Here is a 26,300-nt window from a genome sequence, read left to right as displayed (position 1 = left end):
TTCGAAAGGAAATGTGAGCCAGCGCAGGTTGCTGGCTCGTACCATCAGGAAAGTTGAAGTAAGATTTTGCCCTGCATGGGCGCGCCATTAAGCGCTTTGACTGCTTCTGCAAAGCTTTCCGCATCGCCGCGATGGGCAATGAGAGGGGTCAGTTGAAGACGTTTTTCAGCCAACAGGCGCGCTGCGGTTTCCCATTCTTCTCCTGGCCATGGCGCGGAGTAGTTCATCCAACTGCCGAGGAGCGTGAGCTCTTTACGCAAAATTAACCCGAATGTACGCGTCGTCAGGGTGAGATCGTGATGTAACGTCCCCACCAGCGCCAGTTGCGCGCGCGGCCCGGTGATATCGATAGCCAGCGAGACGGTCTGGGGAGTTCCTGCCGTTTCGAGAACCAGTTGATCAAACTGAATGTCGGACAACGCGGTCTGGATGTCGTCGGCGGTCATTTCCCGGCTATTACAGGTATGCGTTGCGCCGAGCGCTTTCGCCAGTTCCAGTTTCTGCGGATTGATATCAATCGCCGTTACGCTTCGCGCGCCCAGTTCCCGCGCGCACTGTAAGGCCAGCAGGCCAATTGTCCCGGCCCCGACGATAATTACGTTTTTCCCCTCGCAGCCCTGCGCCAGATGAAAGGCGTGTAAGCCCACGGTAATCGGTTCGATAAACGCGCCATCTTCAATCGGCATATCAGACGGCAAGCGGAAAAGATTGGCCCGTTTGACCACCACATATTCCGCATTACCGCCTTCGCTGCGCGATCCTACAAACTGATACTGTTTGCATAAAGAAAAGTAACCGCGTTCGCATTGCGGACAGTGAAAGCAGGGAAGAAGCGGGACACAAGCGACGGCATCGCCAGGCTGCATATCCGTTACGCCTGTGCCGTAGGATTCAACGTAGCCGCTGAATTCATGGCCTAACGTAATAGGATAATAATGGGCGCCCTGCGCGAAAATACGCGGGATATCCGACCCGCAAAGCCCTGAGCTAACGACTTTGACCAACACATCGTCCTCGGCTTGCAGTTGTGGTAAGGGACGTTCTTCAACGCGCACGTCTCCCTCAGCGTGAATAACCACTGATTTCATAACATTCTCCAGGAAGGTGAGGGGAGCGATTGCTCCCCTAAAATTAAGAGGCGATTTGACTTTGCTGTAGCGCCGTGGCTTTCTCAGCCGCGACAAACTGTCGGGCGCGACGCCAGGTCAGCAGTACGCCGGCCAGATAGATAATGGCAATGACGGCGAAGCCGACGATATTCTGCCAGGTAAAAAGTTGAATCAGCAGCCAGGTGATGGGAGAACCGCCCTGATCCAGCGAGGCGACTTGTGCGCCAGCTTTTAGCGCTCCGGCATTGGCAGCCAGTTGGGTATGCAGGCCAATCGTCTGCGTGGCTATCCACAGGGTGATACCCATAATAATGACACCTGAAATCAGCGTGCGGAACAGGTTGCCCTGGTGTACCGCAACCGCCATCGCAATAAAGAAACCGATGGTGGCGAGGTCGCCGAACGGCAGCACCTGGTTCCCCGGTACTAAGACGGCAATCAGGATGGTCAGCGGAATGAATATCAGGCTCGCGGAGACAACAGAGGTATGACCGAGCAGTAGCGCTGGATCAAGGCCTATCAGGAACTCCTGCCCGCCAAATTTGGCCTGTAGACGTTTACGCGCATGTTTGGCGATAGGCGTTAGGCCATCCATAATAGGTTTAATGACGCGTGGCATAAGCAGCATCACCGCTGCGGTTTTGACTGCCAGTTGCAGAACGGCTTTGGTGTCGTAGCCTGCCAGTACACCAATCACCAGCCCCATCACGAAGCCGACAGTCACCGGCTCGCCAAACGGTCCGAAGCGTTTCTGGACATCGTCTGCGCTAAAGTGAATACGATTGAGACCCGGAATTTTCTCGATAATGGTATCAACGAGCACCGCCACGGGGCTCAGGTACGCGGATGAGCCGTGTGGGATAGCAATCCCCTCGAGGCCAAAATAGTCGCGGGTATCTTTGGCAAACCAGTCCCCCAGTTTGTAGACAAAGGCGGCATGAACCACAACGCCCAGAATCCCCAGCCAGTATGAACCGGTCGCCAGATGCAGCATGGCGCCCGTGAAGGTCATGTGCCAGATATTCCAGATATCGACATTCACCACGCGGGTCATGCGGGTCACCAGCATCAGGACGTTAACCCCGATGGCGACAGGGATCGCGACCAGCGCGATTTGTGACGCCCAGGTCATGGGCGATGAACCCGGCCAGCCGACGTCAATAACGTGGAGATTGATTTGGAAATGTTCCGCCATGGCTTTCGCCGCGGGGCCGATAGAATCCAGCATCAGGCCGATGACCAGACCAATACCCACGAAGCCGATACCAATATGCAAACCCGATTTAAAACAATCCCCAAGCTTCATTCCCAGCAGTTTAGAGAACACGATGATCACCAGAGGCAACATCACCGTTGGGCCTAAGTCGAGGATATAACGCATTATTTCGCTAAACATACGTTACCCCATGAGAATGGACAGAATTTTTTGCTGTAATGCTTCAATACCCACGCCGGAAACAAAAGGCATACCGTGAACGACGGGAATATCGCCAAAGGCGCGATCGACCCTGGCAGTGGTACAGATAAGATCGGCGCCGTCCATATAGGTTTCGATTTCGGTGACCCGGCATTGCACTAAGTCGAGCTCAATATGGTTGGCATCACATAGCTCTTTAATTTCTTCCGCAGCCATCGTTGAGGTTGCAACCGCACCGCCACAGGCCACAATTACTTTACGTTTCATAGGGTATTCCTCATTATTATCAATTTATTATTAAACCTGGACGCACTGCTCAGCCGTAAGGACTTTGTGCTCAAAGCACGACGCCAGTTCGGCATCCGGGGCGCTCAGTAAGGCTTCTATGGTGTCCGGGATTTGTAATGCCCCGAACAGACGGCGCAGAAGTTTTAGCTGTGCCGCCGGGTTTTCAACGATTAAGGCGATGATTAACGAAACGGCAATCTCTTCGTCATCATCCGCCTGTTGAAACATGACCGGCTTATCTGGACGAATCAGATAGATAGCGGGTGATTTCGCATGAACTGCCTCGCAATGAGGGATAGCGACGGCGTGGCGCTCCAGCGCAATGCCGGTGGGAAAGGACGCTTCACGTTCCACCAGTGCCTGCGGATAACTATCATGTACCACGCCTTTCGCCAGCATCTCTTTGCCAATGTGCGCCAGCGCCTGTTGGCTCGAGTCGAATGTGATTCCGGTTCGGACAAATAATTGGCTCATAAATTCTCCACTATTCAGGCGACATCCGGCGTGCAACCGAAGCGATAAGCGCGCAGAACATCCTGAATTTTGTCAATAATCAGGTTATGCGGCGTGGGGGTGAGCACGCCCTCAGACAGGCGTTCAAACTGTACGGGCATAAACTGGCTAATTAATCCCAGCGGCAATGTGACGTTATTCAGATTGGCGATTAACTTCTCTACGCTTTGACGAATACGCGGGTGCGGCCAGTAATAGCGAATACGGTCAGACAAACTAAAGTGGATGTCGACCATCGCCTGGCTCTAGGTGGGGCGGTAGTACTTTTTCCAGTAGCCTGGCTCGTTTAGCATCACTTCATCGATAACTTCCATCACGCGGCTACGTTGTTCCGGGGAGATCAGCTCGTTTTCCATTTGCGCAAGTGCGAAAATGGCTTCGCGCAGGGCGAAAGTGAGTGCAGGGCCGACCTTCAGAATGGCGTAATGATCGCGAACGAGGGCGCGGTAGGCCTGGCGAGTTTGGTAATCAGTCGAATGCGCTTCATAGACCATCGGCGTTTCTTTGATCCATGCGGAGAGCGCCTGTGCCGCCTGCGGCTGATAATGAATAATCTGGGTATGATCAAATTCAACGCCCGGTTGCACCACAATGGCGATCACGCGTGACAGTGCTTCTTCCAGACCTGATTCACGAAACGCGATTTGGTGAGTTTCCAGCGTACGGGCAGCATCGACCTCGCGGGTGACATGAACGCTGCCGATGGTACTGGCTTCACCGCCAGGAACGGGCACTTCCGTGCCGATGACATAAGTCAGATGGCATTTTTGTTCTTCGTTTGCGGTCTCTTCTGCTGCTTTACAAAGCACGGCGGCACGGCGTGCAACGACCATCGGATCCAACGGTGTCGGGTCGTCAGCGCAGGACATCGACGCGTCCAGGTGAATTTTGCTAAAACCAGCGGCGACATACGCTTTTATTAACTCAACCGACTTTTCCATTGCCGCCGCTGCCGGTTCGTTCTGCCAGCAGTTAGGCCCTAAATGATCGCCACCAAGAATCAACCGCTCACGTGGAAATCCCACTTCCTGAGCAATGCCATAAATAAAATCACGAAAATCAGCCGGTTTCATTCCGGTATAACCGCCAAACTGATTCACCTGATTGGATGTGGCTTCAATCAATACCTTGTTGTCAGTATTGAGATCGAAAAGCAGAGCTGATTCGATAACCAGGGGATGAGCAGAACAAACTGAACAGATGCCCAGATGTTCTCCTGCTTTATGACGAGCAATTATTTCTTTCACTTTTATCTCCGAGTTCTTTCGTTTTTATTCTTCGAAAGAATTTATAGGCTTTCGTAATGTTGTTTTGTGATTTTGATCTGATAAATGAAAGTTGCGAAAGAAAATGTAAGGTAACGAAATGGTGTGTAATGTCTGTAACTTCACTTTGTCATGAAAAACCGTACCCGCCGGAGCGGGCACGGAGGAACAAATGAAGGCTAATTAAACAATCGAGATAGCCAACTGCGCTTTGGCTGCATGACTTCTGGTGGTGGGGTAACGGGAACGGTGATCATCTCGCCTGCACCAGAGGCGATAAGCTCCCCGATTTCACGTAGTGCCTGCTGTGCATCTTCGCCCTGCGCCCGGAACAACAAGCGATGCCCCTTTTTCGCGCCGAGCGACACCACTCGCATCAGGTTTTTTCCGTCCACCGGGCCGGAGGCGTTATCCAGATTTTCTACCGTAATGTGGCTTTGAAACTGTTTGATAAACTTCACCAGTACCGCACTGGGTCTGGCATGTAAACCATGCGGATTATGGATGACAAATGTTGCCTGCTCACCCTCGTGCAACTCCATGGCTGCTGGCGTATTGGTCGTCGAGCCAGTCAGTAGCGCTAAAACCTGACTGGGGGATTCGGCTTTAGCCAGTGCTTGCAGAATAGCGTCATCGCTGAGCACGCGAGTCAGTTGGCGCAAAATCTCAAGATGTTCATTGGAGCGCGCGGCAATTCCGGTGACCAGATACGCGGTATTGCCGTCACCCCAGTCAACGCCGTGGCGAAAAACGATTACCTTTACACCGGTTTGTAATACCGCATCGCGAGATTCTGGCGTACCGTGTGGGATCGCGATTCCATTTCCCAGATAAGTGGAAATCTGTGCTTCGCGATCCAACATGCCGCGTAAATAGTCAGGCGTGGTATTGCCAGCCGCAGATAACTTTTCCACCACGCGGTGCAGAGCGGTGACTTTATCGAGGCGCTCATCGCTGATAAAAATATCGTGTTCACAGAGCTGCATTCTGACCTCCAGCCTTTGCTACAGGAGTTGTGTTGACTGAATTTTTGCGCACAGCCCACAATCTCCATAGGCCAAGCATCATCGCACCACATGCAGATCCCGCAAGGATACATAACACCCAGGCCAGCGGCTGACTCACCAAAGGTAAAATTAAGAAGCCGCCGTGAGGAGCCGGAACCTGAATACGCAAGCTGTAGCTAAGTACTGCGGAAATGCTGGAAGCAATCATCATCATCGGGATGACACGCAAAGGATCTTTCGCTGCGAAAGGAATCGCGCCTTCAGTGATGTGTGTACAACCGAGGATATAGTTAACCATGCCTGCGGCACGTTCTTCCTCGCTAAAACCTTTTGGAAAGAAGGTGGTCGCCAGAGCAATTACCAGTGGTGGAGTAATACATGCGGCAGACACACCAGCCATAAAGTAGAAGTTGCCCTGGCCCAGTAAAAGCGTGCCGGTGACATAAGCGGCTTTGTTTACCGGGCCGCCAAAGTCAAAAGAGCACATTGCACCCACCACAATACCCAGCAATATTGGATTCGCTTCCTGTAGCGATGCCAGCCAGTTCATCATGCTATTATTGATAGCTGCGACAGGTTGCCCAAGCAGCGACATCAACACGCCAATAACCAGTACGCCAATGAGCGGCATAATAAAAATCGATTTCAGGCCTTCATACTGACGCGGTAAGCCTTCGAGTCGATTCTTTACCCATAACATCAGGTAACCGGCGGCGAATCCGGCAATTATCCCACCGAGAAATCCTGCTCCGGTAGTATTTGCCAGTAAGCCGCCGACAAACCCAGCCACCATCCCTGGTCTGCCAGAAATAGAGAATGCAATATAAGCGGTAAAGACCGGAACCATAATCGAAAAGGCTTGCTGACCGATTTTCATTAGCATTGCGGCGGTTGCATTGTATTCAGCTGAATTAGGATCAGCGGAATAAATCCCCCATAAAAGCGACACCGCAATTAATATGCCTCCGGCAACTACAAAAGGTAGCATATTTGAAACACCACTCATCAGGTGCTTATAAATTTGTCGCCCCAGTGATTCTTTTTCGATAATTTCCGTGCTGGTGGTTGATTCGCCTTTACGTATTGGGGCTTCACCATTAATAACTTTGTTAATCAGCTCCGCAGGATGATGGATTGCTTCTTTTACCGGTACTTCAATAACCGGTAAACCATTAAAGCGATCAGGTAAGACATCTTTATCCGCCGCAATAATGACTCCGGCAATATCTACCAGATCAGCAGGTTGAATGGCATTTTCAACACCGCTGGCACCATTGGTTTCAACTTTTATTTCAACAGATAATTTTTTCGCGGCATTTTTTAAGGCTTCTTCAGCCATAAATGTATGCGCAATACCGGTAGGGCAGCCGGTCACTGCAATGATCTTTTTCATAAGCAGAACTTATATTGTAATTTAACCTACAGCTTTCTGACGTGGATTTGCGAAAGTAAGGTTTCTATTGCCGCAAGTTGGCCTAGTCCGGCAGAACTTGCGACATCAGCTCCTGTTGCACTGGCAAGAGATAAGGCATATTCCACTTCTCCTGTAGATAACCACTGGCTGAGAAAGGCGGCCAGTGCAGCATCGCCTGCACAGGCGGAGCTCACCAAATCAACCGTTGGCGCGCTACAAAACCAGTAATCAATCCCATTGGAGAAATACATTCCTTTAGCGCCAAGGGTTAGCAGAACATTTTGTGCACCAAGTGCATGTAAAGTGGTTAGAGTATTTTTCGCATCATTGTCGTCAGAGACAGTTAAACCGAATATTGCTTTAACCTCTTCATCATTTGGTTTAATTAATAACGGTTTGAACTCCAGTAACTGACGTAATGACGGATGACTAATATCTAAAATTACGCCGATATTTTTTTGCTGACAAATATGCATAATTTCTGCGTAAAAGCGACTTTCAATACCTTGTGGCAGGCTGCCGCTTATCACCAGATATTCTGCATCGGGCAGTTGCGAAATAATCGTGATAATTTGTTTTTTACATTCATCTGGAATATATGAGCCAGGGTTGACCAGTTTATATTCCTGCTTGCCGTCATGAATGAAAATATTAATCCGCGTGGGTTCTTCTACCCATGCTGGTGTGACTGGCATTTTTCGGGTACGCAGGCTTTCTACAATATAATGCCCGGTGAAACCACCAAAAATGCCTAATATATGCGCAGGTATTTGAAAGTGATCCAGAACCAGCGCAACATTTACCCCTTTACCATTTGGGCAAAACTCGGTGTGGTGAGTGCGATTGACAATATTTGGCTGTAAAGGATCGCTAAATATATTCATATCAATCGCGCTATTAAGTGTTAGCGTGTAGATCACAGGCGATTCCTCACAGTTGCCCTTCACAGCCGCAAACATGAATTACTTTGCGTACCACCTCTTTCATCGCCTGTTTTGCTGGTTGCATATAGTGGCGGGGATCATTGGCTTTCGGGTTTTGTAGGAAATACTCTTTTAAGGCGTCGGAGAAGGCGATTTTCAGTTCGGTGGCGACATTGACTTTGCATACCCCAAGGCTGATGGCCTGGCGAATATCGCTTTCCGGCAAACCAGATGCCCCATGCAATACCAGAGGGATATCCACCAGAGCGCGTATTTCTGCCAGTCGCTCAAAATCAAGTTTAGGTTCAGCGGCATACATACCGTGTGCCGTGCCGATAGCAACCGCCAGCGAATCAATGCCGGTGCGCGCCACAAACTCACGTGCTTGCTGTGGATTGGTGTAAAGGGCATCTTTGCTGTCTACCACTAAATCATCTTCGATCCCACCAAGGCGGCCCAGTTCTGCCTCCACGCTGGTGTCGTAGCGATGGCAAAAATCGACCACGCTTTTCACCAGCGCCACATTCTCTTCAAAGGGAAAGTGGGAACCATCGATCATGACTGAACGGATCCCTGCCATAACTTTGCTTTCAATATCGGCTAACGATTCATGATGATCCAGATGAATGGCCAGTGGCAGATTGTATTCACGAGCCAGATCGCCCGCGATCGCCACAATGTTACCCATTCCGGCATAGCTAAACGTGCCTGGTGTTCCGGCAACGATCAGCGGTGAGCGCATTTCTGCGGCGGTTTCTACCACCACCTGCAAGGTTTCTAGGTTATGGATGTTAAAGGCTGGCACGGCATAGCCTGCATGCTGGGCCTTCTGGAGCATATTTTTACTGGAAATAATGAACATAGTGGTCTCCGTTTATAACTTTCGAAATTAAAGTACAAAATAAAAATAACCTTCGTTTTGAAAGTAATGTAACGATCATTGCCACACATGATTGTGATCATCAACACAAAAGCAGGATAATTTTTCTTAAATGAAAGCAAATATGTGGATTTAAATTTTGTTTTGTAAGTAAATAGGGGATGTGAAAATTCTATAAGTGATTGATTTTATTGTGATGTTTCCCATTGAGCATTCGGTGACGTGGTGCAAAATTGACATCCCCTGTCAGAAGTTTAAAAATGAAAGTTAAAGCACGGGATAACTTCCCGACGAAGCGGAAAAAAAGGGTATGTTGTGGCAAAACCATCTACCAGCCTGTTGAAAAGGCGTCTGGACATTGCCGAAATCGTCCGTAAAAACGGCGAAATAAAAGTAGACGATTTGGCTGAAATGTTATCGGTTTCAGGGGTAACGATCCGTAATGATCTCAATTACCTGGAGCAGCAAGGCTATCTGAAACGCTCCTTTGGCGGAGCGATTTACACGGCCCAACCCGTCAGAGCAGCGGTAAGCCATGAAGTGGTGCAGTCGCAGGCGTTAGAGCATAGCGTCGAGCTTGAACTGGCTAAGCAAGTTGCCCGTCTGGTCTGCGACGACGATACCGTGTTTCTGGGGGCCGGAGAGGTGTTGCGTAAAGCGCTTCCTTTCCTGGGCGATTATCGGGATCTGTGCCTTATCATCAACGATCTTAGCCATGTTGCACCGGCCCGTGATTATATCGATGGTGAAATTGTGTTGTTGGGCGGTGTACTGGGGCGCAGTGGTCAGGCGCTGGGGGGCGAAATCGCCATCCAATCTTTGCAACAATTTCAACCGTCATGTTGTCTGGTGATGGTGGACCATATCAGCGAGGATGGCACGCTCAACGTGAAAAACGAAAGTGCAGCTGCTTTGCTAAGTGAATGCCTGCGCCTTAGTGGACAGAGTATTGCCGTGGTGGCGCAGCGTCCGATTCATGATATAGCGCGTTATCCGGTAGGAAAACTGAATACGCTGAGCGCGATTATTACGCCACAGATTGTCGCCGCTGAGTACCACTCACGGTTTCTGGCCGACGGCTTAACCAACAGCTATACCAATAACGAATGTCTGACCTGGATAAACCCGACCCTGCATCAGGCAAGATGAAGGACAACGCATGAACATAACAATCGCAACATTGAGTGAATTGCTCGTCGAGTTTCTGGCAAAAAAAGAGAACCAGGGATTTTCCTCACCGGGGGAATTTTGGGGGCCGTATCCCAGTGGGGCGCCTGCCATATTTGCCGATCAGGTTGCTAAACTTGGTTTTCGTTCATTGTTGTTTAGCTGTGTTGGCAACGATGCCTTTGGCGTTATGAATATTACCCGATTGTCGCGCGATGGCGTAAATGTACAGGGAATTTCCGTACTGCCGAACGCCACAACAGGTAGTGCTTTTGTCAGCTACCGAAGCCAGGCCCAGCGAGATTTTATTTTCAACATGCCGGACAGTGCGTGCGGTTTGCTGAGTGCCGACCACCTTGATGAAACATTACTCAGGCAATATCGCCACTTTCATATTATGGGATCGTCATTATTTTCCTTTCGTTTGATCGATGCCGTACGCAAGGCGATTAGCATTGTAAAAGAAAATGGTGGCACAATTTCTTTCGATCCTAATATCCGTAAAGAGATGCTAAAGATCCGCGAAATGTCGCAGGCCTTTGAATATATTCTTGATTACACGGATTTCTTCCTGCCAAGCGATGGCGAACTGGATTATTTCGGCCTGAGCAAATCCCGCGATGAAGAGAAAATTGTCGCAAGGCTTCACAAGCGTGGAATTGCCCATGTCATCATTAAACGTGGCGCCCGTGGAGCCAGTTACTATTCAAAAGACGAACAACATCATGTGGCTGGGTATCCGGTGAAGGTGGTTGATCCTACAGGCGCTGGCGATTGCTTTGGCGCAACCTTTGTCAGCCTGTTTCTTGCGGGATATTCCGTACCCGATGCTTTAGCCCATGCTAATGCCGCAGGATCGCTGGCTATCTCTGCGCGTGGGCCGATGGAAGGCACGTCCACGCTGGCACAAATTAAAGAATTGATGAGGCAGCAGAATTAAGTAAAGGTGATTAATAGGCTGTCGTTATATTCGACATACCTCAAATTGCATGTGCTGCGACTCAAATTAGTGAGAAACGTAAGGTTGCGCCTGGCATAGAATTTCAATTTATTGAATTTGAATGGTTTTATGGTGGGTTAGGTGTTTTTGCCATATCCGGTATGAACATGGCGCAGTTTATCAAACATATGAAAACATGGCCCTTAAGCCATGTTTTGCGAGGCGCTTTCCAGAATAGATCAGGTCACAGGTGCGGGGTTAAACACTGCCAGCTGGTTATGCAATCCCCATTGATCTGAGAAAGTCTTTTTCCGGCCGCTGGCGACATCGAGAATAAAGTGAAATAGCTTCCAGCCCACATCTTCGATTGTCTCTTCACCCGTGGCGATGGTGCCTGCATTGATATCCATTAAGTCATACCAGCGGTTCGCCAGCTCGGTACGCGTCGCCATTTTAATGACCGGCACCGCCATCAGCCCGTACGGCGTGCCGCGTCCGGTGGTAAAGACCTGTACGGTAATGCCGGAAGCGACCTGCTGCGTGCCGCAGACGAAATCGCTGGCGGGCGTCGCGGCGTAAATCAGGCCGCGTTTGGTGGGGCGCTGGCCCGGCGACAATACTTCGACAATGGCGCTCTTACCCGATTTAGCGATAGAGCCCAGCGCTTTTTCCACGACGTTCGCCAGGCCGCCTTTTTTGTTGCCGGGGGACGGGTTAGCGCTGCGATCGGTTTTCCCCATATCAAGGTAGTTATCGTACCAGGCCATTTCATCCAGTAGGCGTTTACCCACGGCTTCGTTGATGGCGCGCGGCGTCAGAAGATGAATGGCATCGCGCACTTCGGTGACCTCCGAGAACATGACGGTCGCGCCGCAGCGTACCAGCAGATCGGAAGCATAACCCACCGCCGGGTTTGCCGTGACGCCAGAAAACGCATCGCTGCCGCCGCATTGCATCCCGACGACCAGCTCGGAGGCCGGGCAGGTTTCGCGCTGGCGCTGGTTCAGTTTCGTCAGATGGCGTTCGGCGACCCGCAAAATATCGTCGACCATTGATTTAAAGCCAACATGCTGCTCGTCCTGTAAACGCACAATACTGGCGTTTTCAACGGCGATGGCGGGGACATCCTCGGTGCCTTCCAGCAGTCGTTCCGGCTGCAGTTTTTCGCAACCGAGGCCAATCACCATCACTTCGCCGCCAAAATTGGGGTTGAGCGCGATATTATGAATTGTGCGAATCGGCACGACCGCCGCCGGCGCGTTGATTGCCACGCCGCAGCCGTACAGATGGTTTAGCCCTACAACGCCATCGACATTCGGGTATTTGGGCAGGAGATCGCGCTCAATCACTTTCACCACATAATCGACCACGCCCGCCACACAGTGCACGCTGGTGGTAATGCCAAGCAGATTTTTGGTGCCGACGCTGCCATCGGCGTTACGATAGCCCTCAAACGTGTAGCCTTCCAGCGGCGGCAGCGGTTCCGGTACTTTGGTCGCCAGCGGTAGCGTATTCAGCGGCGGCGCTTTTGGCAGTTCAACCAGCGACTCGTCGATCCAGCTTCCGCGCGGGATGTCGCGTACCGCATAACCGATGACTTCGCCATAACGGATGATTTCGCCGTGAGCGGGGATATCCGTCAGAGCGACTTTATGGCCTTGCGGAATATGTTCAGTCAGTTCCAGGCCATCCGGAAAACGTGTTCCGGCTTTAAGGCCGTGGTCATTAACAATAATTGCGACATTATCGGTTTCATGTACTTTTATATAAAACGCCGATGGCGATTCCTGGCGAATTTCGATATTGGCCATTGTTCAACATTCTCCAGCCTGGATGATAGAAATAGGATTATCTATTTTGGTTATGGTTAAATCGTTAAATCTCAATATAAGAAATAAAGTTCATGCATAATGAAATAAGAATGACAGGAGTATAGATATAAGAACGTGATCCAGATCACCGCAAATTATGAAATTTTTTATGTAGGGCAGGCAAAGCGTAAATGTGTGCATTAGCGCCCAGTATCATGGGCGTATGCTCAAAAATAAGCGTTAAATAAACCCTTTTTAATGAGCGTTTGCACAATGATTATCCGACATAGGCTGTTTATACTGAATGGCGAATTCAGTGTATCTGACGAGTTATTTGAAAATATCATGATAATAATAAAAGACGATAAAGATATCAGAACGGTATATTGTGCTACAGGATGTGTACCACATTAGAAATAGAATGTGGAGACCCATTCTGATTTCAAATAAGCATTTTTATTGTCGTTGCTATAAGTCATGGTGGCGGCATCACATGTAGAGAATTAAAGAAATAAGCGAAGGTATAAGCGATGAATAACGCTATTTTCCCGAATAAGTTTAAAGCGGCGCTGGCGGCGCAACAGGTGCAGATTGGCTGCTGGTCTGCACTGGCAAGCCCAATCACCACCGAAGTACTCGGTCTGGCGGGATTTGACTGGCTGGTGCTGGATGGCGAACATGCGCCGAACGATGTGACCACCTTAATTCCGCAGTTAATGGCATTGAAAGGCAGCGCCAGCGCGCCTGTGGTACGTGTGCCAACCAATGAACCGGTCATTATCAAACGGATGCTGGATATTGGGTTTTATAACTTCCTGATCCCCTTTGTTGAAACGCAAGAGGAAGCGGCTCGCGCCGTCGCCTCGACGCGTTACCCGCCGGAAGGCATTCGCGGCGTCTCCGTTTCTCACCGCGCGAATATGTTCGGCACGGTGCCTGATTACTTTGCGCAGTCGAACAAAAACATCACCATTATTGTTCAAATCGAAAGCCAGTTGGGTGTCGACAATGTTGATGCCATCGCCGCAACGGAAGGCGTTGATGGCATTTTTGTCGGCCCTAGCGATTTGGCCGCCGCGCTGGGTCATCTCGGCAATGCTTCTCACCCTGACGTGCAGCAGACGATTCAACATATTTTCGCCCGCGCTAAAGCGCACGGTAAACCGTGCGGCATTCTGGCGCCGGTAGAGGCGGATGCCCGCCGTTATCTGGAATGGGGCGCGACCTTTGTCGCCGTTGGCAGCGATTTAGGCGCATTCCGCGCCAGCACGCAGAAGCTTGCCGACACCTTTAAAAAATAATCCTGGTATGGAAAGAGAGAACGCTATGACGATGAAAGTTGGCTTTATTGGCTTAGGCATCATGGGTAAGCCCATGAGCAAAAACTTACTGAAAGCAGGGTATTCGCTGGTGGTGTCCGATCGTAATCCTGAAGCGATTGCCGACGTCATTGCCGCAGGCGCGGAAACGGCCTCTACGGCGAAGGCGATCGCTGAACAGTGTGACGCCATCATCACGATGCTGCCTAACTCTCCGCATGTGAAAGAGGTTGCGCTGGGCGAGAACGGTATCATCGAAGGCGCGAAGCCGGGAACCGTATTGATTGATATGAGTTCTATCGCGCCGCTGGCAAGCCGTGAAATCAGCGATGCGCTGAAGGCGAAGGGCGTTGAGATGTTGGATGCGCCGGTCAGCGGCGGCGAGCCGAAGGCGATTGATGGCACGCTGTCGGTGATGGTGGGGGGCGATAAAGCCATTTTCGACAAGTACTACGACCTGATGAAAGCGATGGCGGGTTCCGTGGTGCATACCGGCGATATCGGCGCAGGCAACGTCACAAAACTGGCTAACCAGGTGATCGTGGCGTTGAATATCGCCGCCATGTCTGAAGCGCTGACGCTGGCGACTAAAGCGGGCGTCAACCCGGATTTGGTCTATCAGGCGATTCGTGGCGGTCTGGCTGGCAGCACGGTACTGGATGCGAAAGCGCCGATGGTCATGGACAGAAACTTTAAGCCAGGTTTCCGTATCGATCTGCACATTAAAGATCTGGCGAATGCGCTGGATACCTCCCACGGCGTTGGCGCGCAGCTCCCGCTGACCGCCGCCGTTATGGAAATGATGCAGGCGTTACGCGCGGATGGACACGGTAATGACGACCATAGCGCGCTGGCGTGCTACTACGAAAAACTGGCGAAAGTGGAAGTCACTCGCTAACGACGTTGTGCCCGGATGGCGTGTAGCGATCCGGGCCTGAATTTCAGGCTGGATAAGTGAAACGCCATCCGGCGTTGTGCAGTAACAGGCTACCACTATGAAAATCGTAATTGCCCCCGACTCCTATAAAGAAAGCCTTTCTGCCGCCGAGGTAGCGCAGGCGATAGAAAAAGGATTTCGGGAAATTTTCCCCGATGCGCAATATGTCTCTGTTCCGGTTGCCGATGGCGGCGAAGGAACGGTCGAAGCCATGATTGCCGCGACGCAGGGCGTTGAACGCGCCGCATGGGTGACCGGGCCGTTGGGTGAAAAAGTGAAAGCCTGCTGGGGAATGTCCGGGGATGGTAAAACCGCGTTTATTGAAATGGCGGCGGCCAGCGGACTGGCGCTGGTTCCGCCAGAAAAACGCAACCCTTTGATTACTACCTCGCGGGGAACGGGGGAGCTGATATTGCAGGCGCTGGAAAGCGGCGCAAGCAATATCATTATAGGCATTGGCGGCAGCGCGACAAATGACGGCGGCGCAGGGATGATGCAGGCGTTAGGCGCAAAACTGCGCGATGCAAACGGCGCGGATATTGGTTACGGTGGCGGAAGCCTTCATTGTCTAAGCAACATTGATATTTCAGAGCTCGATCCCCGTTTAAAACTCTGCGCTATTCGTGTCGCTTGCGATGTCTCCAATCCTCTTATCGGCGACAATGGCGCATCACGAATTTTTGGGCCGCAGAAAGGCGCGACCGAAGAGAACATTGTTGAGCTGGACAGGAATCTTGCTCATTATGCCGACATCATAAAAAAATCGCTGAATGTCGACGTAAAGGCGGCGCCCGGCGCAGGCGCGGCAGGCGGTATGGGGGCGGCGTTAATGGCTTTTCTCGGTGCGGAATTACGCAGCGGGATCGAAATTGTCACGGCGGCACTGAACCTGGAGGAGCATATCCACGACTGTACGCTGGTGGTGACGGGAGAAGGGCGGATTGATAGCCAAAGCATTCGCGGTAAAGTGCCGATTGGCGTCGCGAATGTGGCGAAAAAATATCATAAGCCAGTGATTGGCATTGCCGGCAGCCTGACGCACGATGTAGGAATAGTACATCATTATGGCATCGACGCTGTCTTTAGCGTACTCACGCGCATCGTGACGCTGGAGGAGGCTTTTCGGGGCGCTTTTGACAATATTTATCGGGCATCCAGAAATGTTGCTGCCGCTCTGGCGATAGGAATGCGCAGCGCAGGGTGACAAAGTCGCGCGAACCCTCTATACTGCGCGCCGAAGCTGACCAGACAGTCGCCGCTTCGTCGTCGTCCTTTCGGGGAGACGGGCGGAGGGGAGGAAAGTCCGGGCTCCATAGGGCAGGGTGCCAGGTAACGCCTGGGGGGGGAAACCCACGACCAGTGCAACAGAGAGCAAACCGCCGATGGCCCACGCAAGTGGGATCAGGTAAGGGTGAAAGGGTGCGGTAAGAGCGCACCGCGCGGCTGGTAACAGTCCGTGGCACGGTAAACTCCACCCGGAGCAAGGCCAAATAGGGGTTCATAAGGTACGGCCCGTACTGAACCCGGGTAGGCTGCTTGAGCCAGTGAGCGATTGCTGGCCTAGATGAATGACTGTCCACGACAGAACCCGGCTTATCGGTCAGTTTCACTTCTTCATAAAACCCGCTTCGGCGGGTTTTTGCTTTTACAGGGCGGCAGGATGAATGACTGTCCACGACGCTATACCCAAAAGAAAGCGGCTTATCGGTCAGTTTCACTTCTTCATAAAACCCGCTTCGGCGGGTTTTTGCTTTTACAGGGCGACAGGATGAATGACTGTCCACAACACTATACCCAAAAGAAAGCGGCTTATCGGTCAGTTTCACCTCTTCATAAACCCCGTCAGTGTAAGCTGGCGGGTTTTTGCTTTTACAGGGCGGCAGGATGAATGACTGTCCACGACGCTATACCCGAAAGAAAGCGGCTTATCGGTCAGTTTCACCTCTTCATAAAATCCGCTTCGGCGGGTTTTTGCTTATCAGGCCGGTGAAGGGTATAGAGGTTGCAGAAGACGCCAGTGTCACCATCCGGCAATTAATTGACAGCCGTGGTGACATAATATTATTCGTTTTTGTGATGAGAAACACAAAACGCTATGGATTGCGCTCTTTTTAGTTGAAGTGAAAAGCAATCGATTTCTTTCACAAAATTACATCCTGAAAAACAGCAAGAAAACGGTGTAAATTATTTGTTGCAAATGAAAATTAAATGTATGAAATATTTTGGTTAAAATTTTATTAAATGTTTCTTTACAAACAAATAAGGTAAAAAAATGTGACGCGTAACGGTTTTTAAGCGCATTTACCTTCGGTTTATACTTAAATTTGAGAAATTACGTTTTAAATTTAACGCTGGAATTGTCGATAAAATGTCCCGTAATTGATTGAAATATCGTCTTCATGGGATGTCGAAAATAGGAGATAAAATAGGCTGGTTATCGCCATAATATATCGTTATCCCGACCATTTTTTTTGATTGAAATCAGGCTAAGTTACTGTCTTGTTTTTGTAACTCATTGAAGTAATAGGTTTTCTTTATTTAATAAAGACCATGTAAAAATTGCGGTAAGTTAATTTGTGAGTGGTCGCACATAACCTTTAAGATTTAATTTGCTACACTTCCTGCCGTTCACAATGTTATTTCAGAGCGGTAGATATGAATACTCTTGTTCTCCCTAAAACACAGCATTTGGTGGTCTTTCAGGAAGTCATTAGAAGTGGTTCTATCGGTTCTGCCGCAAAATCGTTAGGGTTAACCCAACCCGCCGTCAGTAAAATCATTAGCGATGTTGAGGCCTATTTTGGCGTTGAGCTAATTGTACGCAAAAATACCGGCGTTACGTTGACCGAAGCGGGACAGGTACTGCTTTCCTGGTCTGAATCTATCACCCGCGAAATGAAAAACATGATCAACGAGATGAACAGTATGACGTGCAATACCGTTGTCGACGTCTCGTTTGGTTTTCCTTCGCTGATTGGCTTTACCTTCATGTCCGATATGATTCATAAGTTCAAAGAGGTATTTCCAAAAGCGCAGGTATCCATGTACGAAGCCCAGCTCTCTTCATTCCTGCCGGCCCTGCGCGACGGGCGGCTGGACTTTGCTATCGGTACGCTCAGTAATGAAATGCAGCTACAGGATCTGCATGTCGAGCCGCTGTTTGAATCAGAGTTTGTCCTGGTAGCCAGCAAGTCCCGAACATGCACCGGCACCATCACACTGGAATCGTTAAAGGACGAACAGTGGGCGTTGCCGCAAACGAATATGGGCTACTACAGCGAATTACTCACCACTCTACAACGAAATGGCATCAGCATCGAAAACATTGTTAAAACAGATTCCGTTGTCACAATATATAATCTTGTTCTCAATGCTGATTTCTTAACTGTTATTCCCTGCGATATGACCACGCCTTTTGGCTCTAATCAATTTATCACGATACCAATCAAAGACACATTACCCGTCGCACGTTATGCGGCGGTATGGTCTAAAAATTATCGTATCAAAAAAGCCGCTTCAGTATTAGTAGAATTGGCTAAGCAATATTCATCATATAATGGATGCAGACGCAGGCAGTTAATAGAAATTGAATGATATGGAATAAACATATTTAGCGAAATTGACGCCACCTGTTTCTTTTGAACAGTGGGCAACGGTAACTTATTTTTAATACCCAGGTTAAGAGGTTATAATGCACATTACATACGATCTCCCGGTTGCAATTGAAGATATCCTCGAAGCGAAAAAAAGACTGGCGGGGAAGATATATAAAACGGGAATGCCTCGCTCTAACTATTTTAGTGAACGTTGCAAAGGCGAAATATTTCTCAAGTTTGAAAATATGCAGCGTACGGGTTCATTTAAAATTCGTGGCGCTTTTAACAAACTTAGCTCGTTAACGGAGGCGGAAAAACGTAAAGGCGTCGTGGCCTGTTCCACAGGTAATCATGCACAGGGCGTTTCTCTTTCTTGCGCAATGCTGGGTATTGACGGCAAAGTCGTGATGCCGAAGGGCGCGCCAAAGTCAAAAGTGGCGGCCACCTGTGATTATTCGGCGGAAGTGGTGCTCCACGGTGACAACTTCAATGACACCATTGCTAAGGTGAGTGAAATTGTCGAAACCGAAGGCCGCATTTTTATTCCGCCTTACGACGATCCAAAAGTCATTGCCGGGCAGGGTACTATTGGTCTGGAAATTATGGAAGATCTGTACGATGTCGATAATGTCATCGTGCCTATTGGCGGCGGCGGTTTAATTGCAGGTATTGCCATTGCGATTAAATCGATTAACCCGACCATTAAAGTTATCGGCGTACAGGCCGAAAATGTTCACGGTATGGCGGCGTCTTATTACGCTGGCGAAATAACCGCGCACCGAACGACCGGCACCCTGGCGGATGGTTGTGATGTCTCCCGCCCGGGTAATTTAACCTATGAAATTGTTCGTGAATTAGTCGATGACATTGTTCTGGTTAGCGAAGATGAAATTCGTAACAGCATGATCGCTTTAATTCAGCGCAATAAGGTTATTACTGAAGGCGCTGGCGCACTGGCCTGCGCCGCACTATTAAGCGGGAAATTAGATAGCCATATTCAGAACAGAAAAACGGTCAGTATTATTTCTGGCGGCAATATCGATCTTTCTCGTGTATCACAAATTACGGGTTTAGTTGACGCTTAATCTTTTCGTGAGGATAGGATATGAGTACTACTGATAGCATTGTATCCAGCCAGGCAAAACAGTCGTCATGGCGTAAATCGGACACGACGTGGACGCTGGGTTTATTTGGTACCGCCATCGGCGCCGGGGTGCTGTTCTTCCCTATCCGCGCCGGGTTTGGCGGGCTTATCCCCATTCTGCTGATGCTGGTTTTAGCTTATCCCATTGCGTTCTATTGTCACCGGGCGCTGGCGCGTCTGTGTTTATCCGGGTCTAATCCGTCCGGCAATATTACGGAAACGGTCGAAGAGCACTTTGGTAAAACGGGCGGGGTAGTTATCACGTTCCTTTACTTCTTTGCGATTTGTCCGCTGCTGTGGATTTATGGCGTCACCATTACTAACACGTTCATGACGTTTTGGGAAAACCAGTTGCAGATACCAGCGTTGAATCGCGGTTTCGTGGCGCTGTTCTTGCTGCTGCTGATGGCCTTTGTGATCTGGTTTGGTAAAGATCTGATGGTTAAGGTGATGAGTTACCTGGTATGGCCGTTTATCGCCAGTCTGGTGCTAATCTCATTATCGCTGATTCCTTACTGGAACTCGGCGGTTATCGATCAGGTTGATCTCAGTAATATCGCGCTGACCGGGCACGATGGCATACTGGTTACGGTGTGGCTGGGCATCTCTATTATGGTGTTCTCCTTTAACTTTTCGCCCATCGTCTCTTCCTTCGTGGTGTCTAAGCGTGAAGAGTATGAGAAAGAGTTTGGCCGCGAATTTACCGAGCGTAAATGTTCACAGATCATCTCGCGCGCCATATGCTGATGGTCGCCGTGGTGATGTTCTTCGCCTTTAGCTGTCTGTTTACGCTCTCCCCGCAGAACATGGCGGATGCGAAAGCGCAGAACATTCCGGTACTTTCCTACCTGGCCAACCATTTCGCCTCTTTGTCGGGGACAAAATCCACTTTTGCAACGGTGCTGGAGTATGGCGCGTCTATCATCGCGCTGGTTGCTATTTTCAAATCTTTCTTCGGCCACTACCTGGGGACGCTGGAAGGGCTGAACGGCCTGGTGCTGAAATTCGGTTATAAAGGCGATAAAACCAAAGTCTCTATGGGCAAGCTTAATACCATCAGCATGATCTTCATTATGGGATCTACCTGGGTCGTAGCTTACGCAAACCCGAACATTCTGGACCTGATTGAAGCGATGGGCGCGCCGATTATCGCCTCACTGTTATGCCTGCTGCCGATGTACGCCATTCGTAAAGCGCCGTCGCTGGCGAAGTACCGTGGTCGTCTGGATAACGTGTTCGTCACCCTGATTGGTCTGCTGACCATCCTGAATATTGTCTACAAATTGTTCTAATCCTCACGTTTAGCCTGCGTTCCGCCCCAGGGCGTGGACGCAGGCTGACATCGACGGAGGCACTACATGAATGAATTTCCGGTCGTTCTGGTCATTAATTGCGGATCATCTTCTATCAAATTCTCTGTACTGGATGTCGCTACCTGTGATGTTTTAATGGCGGGAATAGCAGATGGAATGAATACTGAAAACGCCTTTTTATCTATTAATGGCGATAAGCCGATAAACCTCTCGCACTCTAATTATGAGGACGCGTTAAAAGCCATTGCCTTTGAGCTGGAAAAACGTGATTTAACGGATAGCGTGGCATTAATTGGTCACCGTATCGCGCACGATGGAGAGCTATTTACGCAGTCCGTCATTATTACCGATGAGATTATCGATAATATTCGTCGGGTATCACCTTTAGCGCCGCTGCATAATTACGCTAATTTAAGCGGCATTGACGCGGCGCGGCGCCTTTTCCCGGCCGTGCGTCAGGTGGCGGTATTTGATACCAGTTTCCACCAGACGCTGGCGCCGGAAGCCTATTTATACGGATTGCCGTGGGAATATTTTTCCAGCCTGGGTGTGCGTCGCTACGGCTTTCACGGTACGTCGCATCGCTATGTTTCGCGGCGCGCGTATGAACTGCTTGACCTCGATGAAAAAAACTCGGGTCTGATTGTCGCGCATCTGGGCAATGGGGCGTCTATCTGCGCGGTACGCAATGGTCAGAGCGTGGACACCTCAATGGGGATGACGCCGCTTGAGGGGCTGATGATGGGCACTCGCAGCGGCGACGTTGATTTCGGCGCGATGGCGTGGATAGCCAAAGAAACCGGGCAGACGTTGAGCGATCTGGAGCGAGTGGTGAATAAAGAGTCCGGTTTGCTCGGCATCTCCGGGTTGTCATCCGACCTTAGAGTCCTGGAAAAAGCCTGGCACGAAGGACATGAGCGCGCCCGGTTAGCGATAAAAACGTTTGTCCACCGTATCGCCCGTCACATTGCCGGACACGCGGCATCGTTACATCGGCTGGATGGCATTATTTTTACCGGCGGTATTGGTGAAAATTCAGTATTAATTCGCCAGTTGGTCATTGAACATTTGGGCGTACTGGGGCTTACGTTAGACGTTGAAATGAATAAGCAGCCGAATTCTCACGGCGAGCGCATTATTTCCGTTAACCCTTCTCAGGTTATTTGCGCTGTTATTCCCACGAATGAAGAGAAAATGATTGCCCTTGATGCCATTCATTTAGGCAACGTGAAAGCACCAGTGGAATTTGCATAACTTAACGGCTGTTCTGTAGAGAGATTATTTTTCATGAAGGTAAATATCGATACCAGCGATATGCTGTATGCCGAAGCATGGCGTGATTTTAAAGGTACGGACTGGAAAGAAGAAATTAATGTCTGTGATTTTATTCAGCATAACTATACGCCCTATGAGGGGGATGAATCTTTTCTCGCCGACGCGACGCCAGCGACCACAGCGTTGTGGGAAAAGGTGATGGCGGGAATACGTATCGAGAACGCGACCCATGCGCCGGTGGATTTCGATACCAACATCGCGACGACGATTACCGCGCACGATGCGGGGTATATTGAAAAAGAGCTGGAAAAAATCGTCGGTTTACAAACGGATAAGCCGCTTAAACGCGCTTTGCATCCGTTTGGCGGCGTTAACATGATCAAAAGTTCATTCCACGCTTATGGCCGGGAAATGGACGCCGATTTTGAATATACCTTTACCGACCTGCGGAAAACCCATAATCAGGGCGTATTCGATGTTTACTCGCCGGATATGCTGCGCTGCCGTAAATCCAGCGTATTAACCGGTTTGCCGGATGGTTATGGTCGCGGGCGCATTATTGGCGATTATCGCCGCGTCGCGCTGTATGGCATCCGTTATCTGGTGCGCGAACGCGAGCTGCAATTCGCCGACCTGCAGTCGAATCTGGAGCGGGGACAGAATCTTGAGGCGACGATTCGCCTGCGTGAGGAGTTGGCGGAGCACCGTCGCGCGCTGCTGCAAATGCAGGAGATGGCGGCGAAATACGGCTATGATATCTCCCGCCCGGCGCGGAACGCGCAGGAAGCGGTACAGTGGCTCTACTTCGCTTATCTGGCGGCGGTAAAATCGCAAAATGGCGGTGCAATGTCGCTGGGAAGAACCGCCTCGTTCCTTGATATCTACATTGAGCGCGATTTCAACGCGGGTCTTCTGACAGAGCAGCAGGCGCAGGAGCTGATCGACCATTTCATCATGAAGATCCGCATGGTGCGCTTCCTGCGCACGCCGGAATTTGATTCGCTCTTTTCCGGCGATCCGATCTGGGCCACCGAAGTTATTGGCGGGATGGGGCTTGATGGCCGCACGCTGGTGACGAAGAACTCTTTCCGTTATCTGCATACCCTGCACACGATGGGGCCAGCGCCGGAGCCGAACCTGACCATACTGTGGTCAGAAGCGTTGCCGGTGGCATTCAAGAAATATGCTGCGCAGGTCTCCATCGTGACCTCATCTTTGCAGTATGAAAACGACGATTTAATGCGTACCGACTTTAACAGCGACGATTACGCCATCGCTTGTTGCGTCAGCCCGATGGTCATCGGTAAGCAGATGCAGTTCTTCGGCGCGCGCGCCAACCTTGCCAAAACGTTGCTGTACGCTATCAATGGCGGCGTTGACGAGAAACTGAAAATCCAGGTTGGGCCGAAAACCGCGCCGTTAACGGATGAGGTGCTGGATTATGACGCAGTAATGGAGAGCCTCGACCATTTTATGGACTGGCTGGCGGTGCAGTACATTAGCGCGCTGAACATCATTCACTATATGCACGATAAGTACAGCTATGAAGCTTCGCTGATGGCGCTGCACGACCGTGATGTGTATCGGACGATGGCGTGCGGCATCGCCGGACTGTCGGTGGCGGCGGATTCCCTATCCGCCATCAGGTACGCTCAGGTGAAGCCGATTCGCGACGAAAATGGCCTTGCCATCGACTTTGCTATTGAAGGCGAGTATCCGCAGTACGGCAACAACGATGAGCGCGTGGACAGCATCGCCTGCGACCTGGTGAAACGCTTTATGCAAAAAATTAGCGTGTTGCCGACGTATCGCAATGCGGTGCCGACGCAGTCCATTTTGACCATCACCTCGAACGTCGTGTACGGGCAGAAGACCGGCAATACGCCGGATGGACGCCGCGCCGGAACGCCGTTCGCGCCGGGGGCGAACCCGATGCACGGTCGTGACCGCAAAGGGGCGGTGGCCTCGCTGACGTCGGTGGCGAAACTGCCGTTTACCTACGCCAAAGACGGTATTTCGTACACCTTCTCGATTGTGCCTGCGGCGCTCGGGAAAGAAGATGCGGTGCGGAAAACCAATCTTGTCGGCCTGCTGGACGGCTATTTCCATCATGAAGCACAGGTAGAAGGCGGGCAGCATCTGAACGTCAATGTCATGAACCGTGAAATGTTGCTGGATGCGATTGAACATCCGGAAAACTACCCGAACCTGACGATCCGCGTTTCCGGCTATGCCGTGCGCTTCAATGCGCTGACTCGTGAGCAGCAACAGGACGTTATTTCGCGCACCTTTACTCAGGCGATGTAACGTGAACGGGGCGATCGTGTGGATCGCCCCGCGACGGATCTTCACTGAACGGTAATCTTAGGGGGAGATATGATTAGCGCATTTGATATTTTTAAGATTGGCATTGGACCTTCAAGCTCCCATACCGTAGGGCCAATGAATGCAGGAAAATGTTTTATCGATCGGCTGATCGACAGCGGCGACCTGCCGCGAACGACGCGCATCACGGTTGATCTTTACGGATCGCTATCGCTGACGGGCAAAGGCCACGCGACCGATACCGCCATCATTATGGGTCTTGCGGGCAATACGCCGCAGGATGTCAATATTGATAGCATTCCGGCGTTTATCCAGGAGGTTGCCCGCAGCAGCCGTTTATCGGTGGCGGGTGGCGCGCATGTGGTGGATTTTCCCGTCGCCGACAGTATTCTCTTTCACGCTGAAACCCTGGCGCGCCATGAAAACGGTATGCGAATTACCGCCTGGCACGGGCAAACGCCGCTTTTACACAAAACGTATTACTCTATTGGCGGCGGCTTTATTGTCGAAGAGGAACGTTTTGGTCAGTCGCACGACGTAGAAAAATCGGTGCCGTATGATTTTCATTCCGCCAGCGAACTGCTGACGCTGTGTGAAAGGCAGGGGCTCTCGGTTTCCGGCCTGATGATGCAAAATGAACTGGCGTTGCGGAGCAAAGAGCAGATTGACGCTGGCTTTGCCCGCATTTGGCAGGTGATGGCGACCGGAATTGAACGTGGCATGAATACTGAGGGCGTGCTGCCGGGGCCGCTGAACGTCCCACGCCGCGCGGTAGCGTTACGGCGTCTGCTGGTCTCCAGCGATAATCTCTCCCGCGATCCGATGAACGTCATCGACTGGATTAACATGTTCGCCCTGGCCGTGAGCGAAGAGAACGCGGCGGGCGGGCGAGTGGTCACCGCGCTGACCAACGGCGCGTGCGGCATTATTCCCGCGGTGCTGGCCTATTACGACAAATTCCGTCGTCCGGTCAATGCCAACTCTATCGCCCGTTATCTGCTGTCGGCGGGGGCAATTGGCATGCTGTACAAGATGAACGCCTCGATATCCGGCGCGGAAGTGGGGTGTCAGGGCGAGGTTGGCGTCGCGTGTTCGATGGCGGCGGCGGGGCTGACAGAACTGCTGGGCGGCAGCCCGGCGCAGGTCTGTATTGCGGCGGAAATTGCGATGGAGCATAACCTTGGCCTCACCTGTGACCCGGTGGCGGGTCAGGTGCAAATCCCTTGTATTGAACGTAATGCGATTAACGCCGTTAAAGCGGTAAATGCGGCGCGAATGGCGCTACGCCGTACCTCTGAGCCGCGGGTTTCGCTCGATAAAGTGATCGAAACCATGTACGAAACGGGTAAAGACATGAACGACAAATATCGCGAGACGTCGCGCGGCGGTCTGGCGATTAAAGTCGTTTGTGGATAGGCCCGACAGGCGCAGAGTGAGCAGGCTATGGGATAACGCAGAAGACAGAAGCTGAGAAAAGGGCGCACCAAAGTGCGCCCTTTTTTGTTGTGATACGCGTCAAATAGAGAAAATAACAATATTAAATAAATAGTAAATAGAAAATAATTCTTAACCCACAAGAAATGCAGGCGTTTTATTGGTAAGTTTTTCTCTTATCGTGCGCGTATGATTTTCTTATTACAAGAAAGTACCTGCACCT

The 26,300-nt window shown here is 50.7% G+C and carries 19 protein-coding genes, 1 other RNA gene and 2 pseudogenes; 12 read left to right on the top strand and 10 right to left on the bottom strand.

The features are described from left to right. Nucleotides 1-44 precede the first annotated feature (44 nt). The 9 genes and pseudogenes from gatD to AAYN39_RS08610 form a co-directional block, all read right to left on the bottom strand. A complete protein-coding gene (gene gatD, locus AAYN39_RS08650) occupies nt 45-1,088 on the bottom strand; it encodes a galactitol-1-phosphate 5-dehydrogenase (RefSeq protein ID WP_000844177.1) in 1,044 nt (347 codons plus the stop codon). Nucleotides 1,089-1,131: 43 nt separating this feature from the next. Then, nucleotides 1,132-2,505 carry a PTS galactitol transporter subunit IIC gene (locus AAYN39_RS08645; protein ID WP_000490608.1) on the bottom strand — a complete coding sequence of 458 codons (1,374 nt, stop codon included), beginning with the start codon at nt 2,503-2,505 and terminating at the stop codon, nt 1,132-1,134. A 3-nt stretch (nt 2,506-2,508) separates the two neighbouring features. Next, nucleotides 2,509-2,793 carry a PTS galactitol transporter subunit IIB gene (gatB, locus tag AAYN39_RS08640; protein WP_000824293.1) on the bottom strand — a complete coding sequence of 95 codons (285 nt, stop codon included), beginning with the start codon at nt 2,791-2,793 and terminating at the stop codon, nt 2,509-2,511. A 30-nt stretch (nt 2,794-2,823) separates the two neighbouring features. Beyond that, nucleotides 2,824-3,288 (bottom strand): PTS galactitol transporter subunit IIA, encoded by a 465-nt coding sequence (gatA, locus tag AAYN39_RS08635; RefSeq protein WP_000080443.1) that lies wholly within the window; start codon nt 3,286-3,288, stop codon nt 2,824-2,826. Nucleotides 3,289-3,302: 14 nt separating this feature from the next. Continuing rightward, nucleotides 3,303-4,574 (bottom strand): annotated as a pseudogene (gatZ, locus tag AAYN39_RS08630) (tagatose-bisphosphate aldolase subunit GatZ). A gap of 197 nt (nt 4,575-4,771) precedes the next feature. Next, nucleotides 4,772-5,578, bottom strand: a complete 807-nt coding sequence (locus AAYN39_RS08625) for an HPr family phosphocarrier protein (protein ID WP_001175238.1) — start codon at nt 5,576-5,578, stop codon at nt 4,772-4,774. After that, nucleotides 5,565-6,992, bottom strand: coding sequence for a PTS fructose transporter subunit IIBC (locus tag AAYN39_RS08620; RefSeq protein ID WP_000719918.1), 1,428 nt, complete (start codon nt 6,990-6,992; stop codon nt 5,565-5,567). The genes AAYN39_RS08625 and AAYN39_RS08620 overlap by 14 nt, the downstream gene beginning before the upstream one ends. A gap of 26 nt (nt 6,993-7,018) precedes the next feature. Continuing rightward, on the bottom strand, nt 7,019-7,933 hold the full coding sequence (gene pfkB / locus AAYN39_RS08615; RefSeq protein ID WP_001763021.1) for a 1-phosphofructokinase: 915 nt from the start codon (nt 7,931-7,933) through the stop codon (nt 7,019-7,021). 10 nt (nt 7,934-7,943) lie between these two features. Next, complete coding sequence (locus AAYN39_RS08610) at nt 7,944-8,798, bottom strand: tagatose bisphosphate family class II aldolase (RefSeq protein ID WP_000469985.1); 855 nt, start codon at nt 8,796-8,798, stop codon at nt 7,944-7,946. 333 nt (nt 8,799-9,131) lie between these two features. Between AAYN39_RS08610 and AAYN39_RS08605 the strand changes: the two genes are divergently transcribed. Next, nucleotides 9,132-9,965, top strand: coding sequence for a DeoR/GlpR family DNA-binding transcription regulator (locus tag AAYN39_RS08605; protein ID WP_001118366.1), 834 nt, complete (start codon nt 9,132-9,134; stop codon nt 9,963-9,965). Between the two features lie 10 nt (nt 9,966-9,975). Beyond that, entirely contained in the window at nt 9,976-10,923 is a 948-nt protein-coding gene (locus AAYN39_RS08600; protein WP_001027808.1) for a sugar kinase, read from the top strand. 239 nt (nt 10,924-11,162) lie between these two features. Here the strand turns inward: AAYN39_RS08600 and garD are convergent, their stop codons facing one another. After that, nucleotides 11,163-12,734 carry a galactarate dehydratase gene (gene garD / locus AAYN39_RS08595; protein WP_001273719.1) on the bottom strand — a complete coding sequence of 524 codons (1,572 nt, stop codon included), beginning with the start codon at nt 12,732-12,734 and terminating at the stop codon, nt 11,163-11,165. A gap of 530 nt (nt 12,735-13,264) precedes the next feature. On the opposite strand from garD, the gene garL reads away from it, so the two are divergent. From garL to tdcG, 10 genes and pseudogenes are all read left to right on the top strand, one after another. Continuing rightward, nucleotides 13,265-14,035 carry a 2-dehydro-3-deoxyglucarate aldolase gene (gene garL / locus AAYN39_RS08590; protein ID WP_001057715.1) on the top strand — a complete coding sequence of 257 codons (771 nt, stop codon included), beginning with the start codon at nt 13,265-13,267 and terminating at the stop codon, nt 14,033-14,035. Nucleotides 14,036-14,060: 25 nt separating this feature from the next. Beyond that, entirely contained in the window at nt 14,061-14,951 is an 891-nt protein-coding gene (gene garR, locus AAYN39_RS08585) for a 2-hydroxy-3-oxopropionate reductase (RefSeq protein ID WP_000178103.1), read from the top strand. A gap of 97 nt (nt 14,952-15,048) precedes the next feature. Next, on the top strand, nt 15,049-16,194 hold the full coding sequence (garK, locus tag AAYN39_RS08580; protein ID WP_000706461.1) for a glycerate 2-kinase: 1,146 nt from the start codon (nt 15,049-15,051) through the stop codon (nt 16,192-16,194). A gap of 32 nt (nt 16,195-16,226) precedes the next feature. Continuing rightward, nucleotides 16,227-16,602, top strand: an RNA gene (rnpB, locus tag AAYN39_RS08575) — RNase P RNA component class A. Nucleotides 16,603-17,645: 1,043 nt separating this feature from the next. Next, the gene (gene tdcA / locus AAYN39_RS08570; protein WP_001094904.1) at nt 17,646-18,584 is read left to right on the top strand and encodes a transcriptional regulator TdcA; all 939 of its coding nucleotides are present in this window, start codon (nt 17,646-17,648) and stop codon (nt 18,582-18,584) included. 97 nt (nt 18,585-18,681) lie between these two features. Next, nucleotides 18,682-19,671, top strand: coding sequence for a bifunctional threonine ammonia-lyase/L-serine ammonia-lyase TdcB (tdcB, locus tag AAYN39_RS08565; protein ID WP_000548373.1), 990 nt, complete (start codon nt 18,682-18,684; stop codon nt 19,669-19,671). A gap of 20 nt (nt 19,672-19,691) precedes the next feature. Further along, a pseudogene (gene tdcC, locus AAYN39_RS08560) lies at nt 19,692-21,022 on the top strand (threonine/serine transporter TdcC). A gap of 66 nt (nt 21,023-21,088) precedes the next feature. Next, nucleotides 21,089-22,297, top strand: a complete 1,209-nt coding sequence (gene tdcD, locus AAYN39_RS08555; RefSeq protein ID WP_001001859.1) for a propionate kinase — start codon at nt 21,089-21,091, stop codon at nt 22,295-22,297. A 33-nt stretch (nt 22,298-22,330) separates the two neighbouring features. Next, nucleotides 22,331-24,625, top strand: coding sequence for a formate C-acetyltransferase (pflB, locus tag AAYN39_RS08550; RefSeq protein ID WP_000867312.1), 2,295 nt, complete (start codon nt 22,331-22,333; stop codon nt 24,623-24,625). Nucleotides 24,626-24,694: 69 nt separating this feature from the next. After that, a complete protein-coding gene (gene tdcG, locus AAYN39_RS08545; protein ID WP_000622070.1) occupies nt 24,695-26,059 on the top strand; it encodes an L-serine ammonia-lyase in 1,365 nt (454 codons plus the stop codon). The last annotated feature ends 241 nt before the right edge of the window (nt 26,060-26,300 follow it).

Origin of the sequence: Salmonella sp. K21076 (assembly GCF_039650795.1) — a bacterium.
GTDB classification, from domain to species: Bacteria; Pseudomonadota; Gammaproteobacteria; order Enterobacterales; family Enterobacteriaceae; genus Salmonella; species Salmonella enterica.
The sequence above is the reverse complement of the archived record's forward strand: the minus strand, read 5'-3'. Positions and strand labels throughout refer to the sequence as shown.

Bases quoted from the DNA above. Each gene is read 5' to 3' on its own strand.
- gatD (WP_000844177.1), bottom strand. From the start codon at position 1,088: ATGAAATCAGTGGTTATTCACGCTGAGGGAGACGTGCGCGTTGAAGAA.
- AAYN39_RS08645 (WP_000490608.1), bottom strand. From the start codon at position 2,505: ATGTTTAGCGAAATAATGCGTTATATCCTCGACTTAGGCCCAACGGTG.
- gatB (WP_000824293.1), bottom strand. From the start codon at position 2,793: ATGAAACGTAAAGTAATTGTGGCCTGTGGCGGTGCGGTTGCAACCTCA.
- gatA (WP_000080443.1), bottom strand. From the start codon at position 3,288: ATGAGCCAATTATTTGTCCGAACCGGAATCACATTCGACTCGAGCCAA.
- AAYN39_RS08625 (WP_001175238.1), bottom strand. From the start codon at position 5,578: ATGCAGCTCTGTGAACACGATATTTTTATCAGCGATGAGCGCCTCGAT.
- AAYN39_RS08620 (WP_000719918.1), bottom strand. From the start codon at position 6,992: ATGAAAAAGATCATTGCAGTGACCGGCTGCCCTACCGGTATTGCGCAT.
- AAYN39_RS08610 (WP_000469985.1), bottom strand. From the start codon at position 8,798: ATGTTCATTATTTCCAGTAAAAATATGCTCCAGAAGGCCCAGCATGCA.
- AAYN39_RS08600 (WP_001027808.1), top strand. From the start codon at position 9,976: ATGAACATAACAATCGCAACATTGAGTGAATTGCTCGTCGAGTTTCTG.
- garD (WP_001273719.1), bottom strand. From the start codon at position 12,734: ATGGCCAATATCGAAATTCGCCAGGAATCGCCATCGGCGTTTTATATA.
- garL (WP_001057715.1), top strand. From the start codon at position 13,265: ATGAATAACGCTATTTTCCCGAATAAGTTTAAAGCGGCGCTGGCGGCG.
- garR (WP_000178103.1), top strand. From the start codon at position 14,061: ATGACGATGAAAGTTGGCTTTATTGGCTTAGGCATCATGGGTAAGCCC.
- garK (WP_000706461.1), top strand. From the start codon at position 15,049: ATGAAAATCGTAATTGCCCCCGACTCCTATAAAGAAAGCCTTTCTGCC.
- tdcA (WP_001094904.1), top strand. From the start codon at position 17,646: ATGAATACTCTTGTTCTCCCTAAAACACAGCATTTGGTGGTCTTTCAG.
- tdcB (WP_000548373.1), top strand. From the start codon at position 18,682: ATGCACATTACATACGATCTCCCGGTTGCAATTGAAGATATCCTCGAA.
- tdcD (WP_001001859.1), top strand. From the start codon at position 21,089: ATGAATGAATTTCCGGTCGTTCTGGTCATTAATTGCGGATCATCTTCT.
- pflB (WP_000867312.1), top strand. From the start codon at position 22,331: ATGAAGGTAAATATCGATACCAGCGATATGCTGTATGCCGAAGCATGG.
- tdcG (WP_000622070.1), top strand. From the start codon at position 24,695: ATGATTAGCGCATTTGATATTTTTAAGATTGGCATTGGACCTTCAAGC.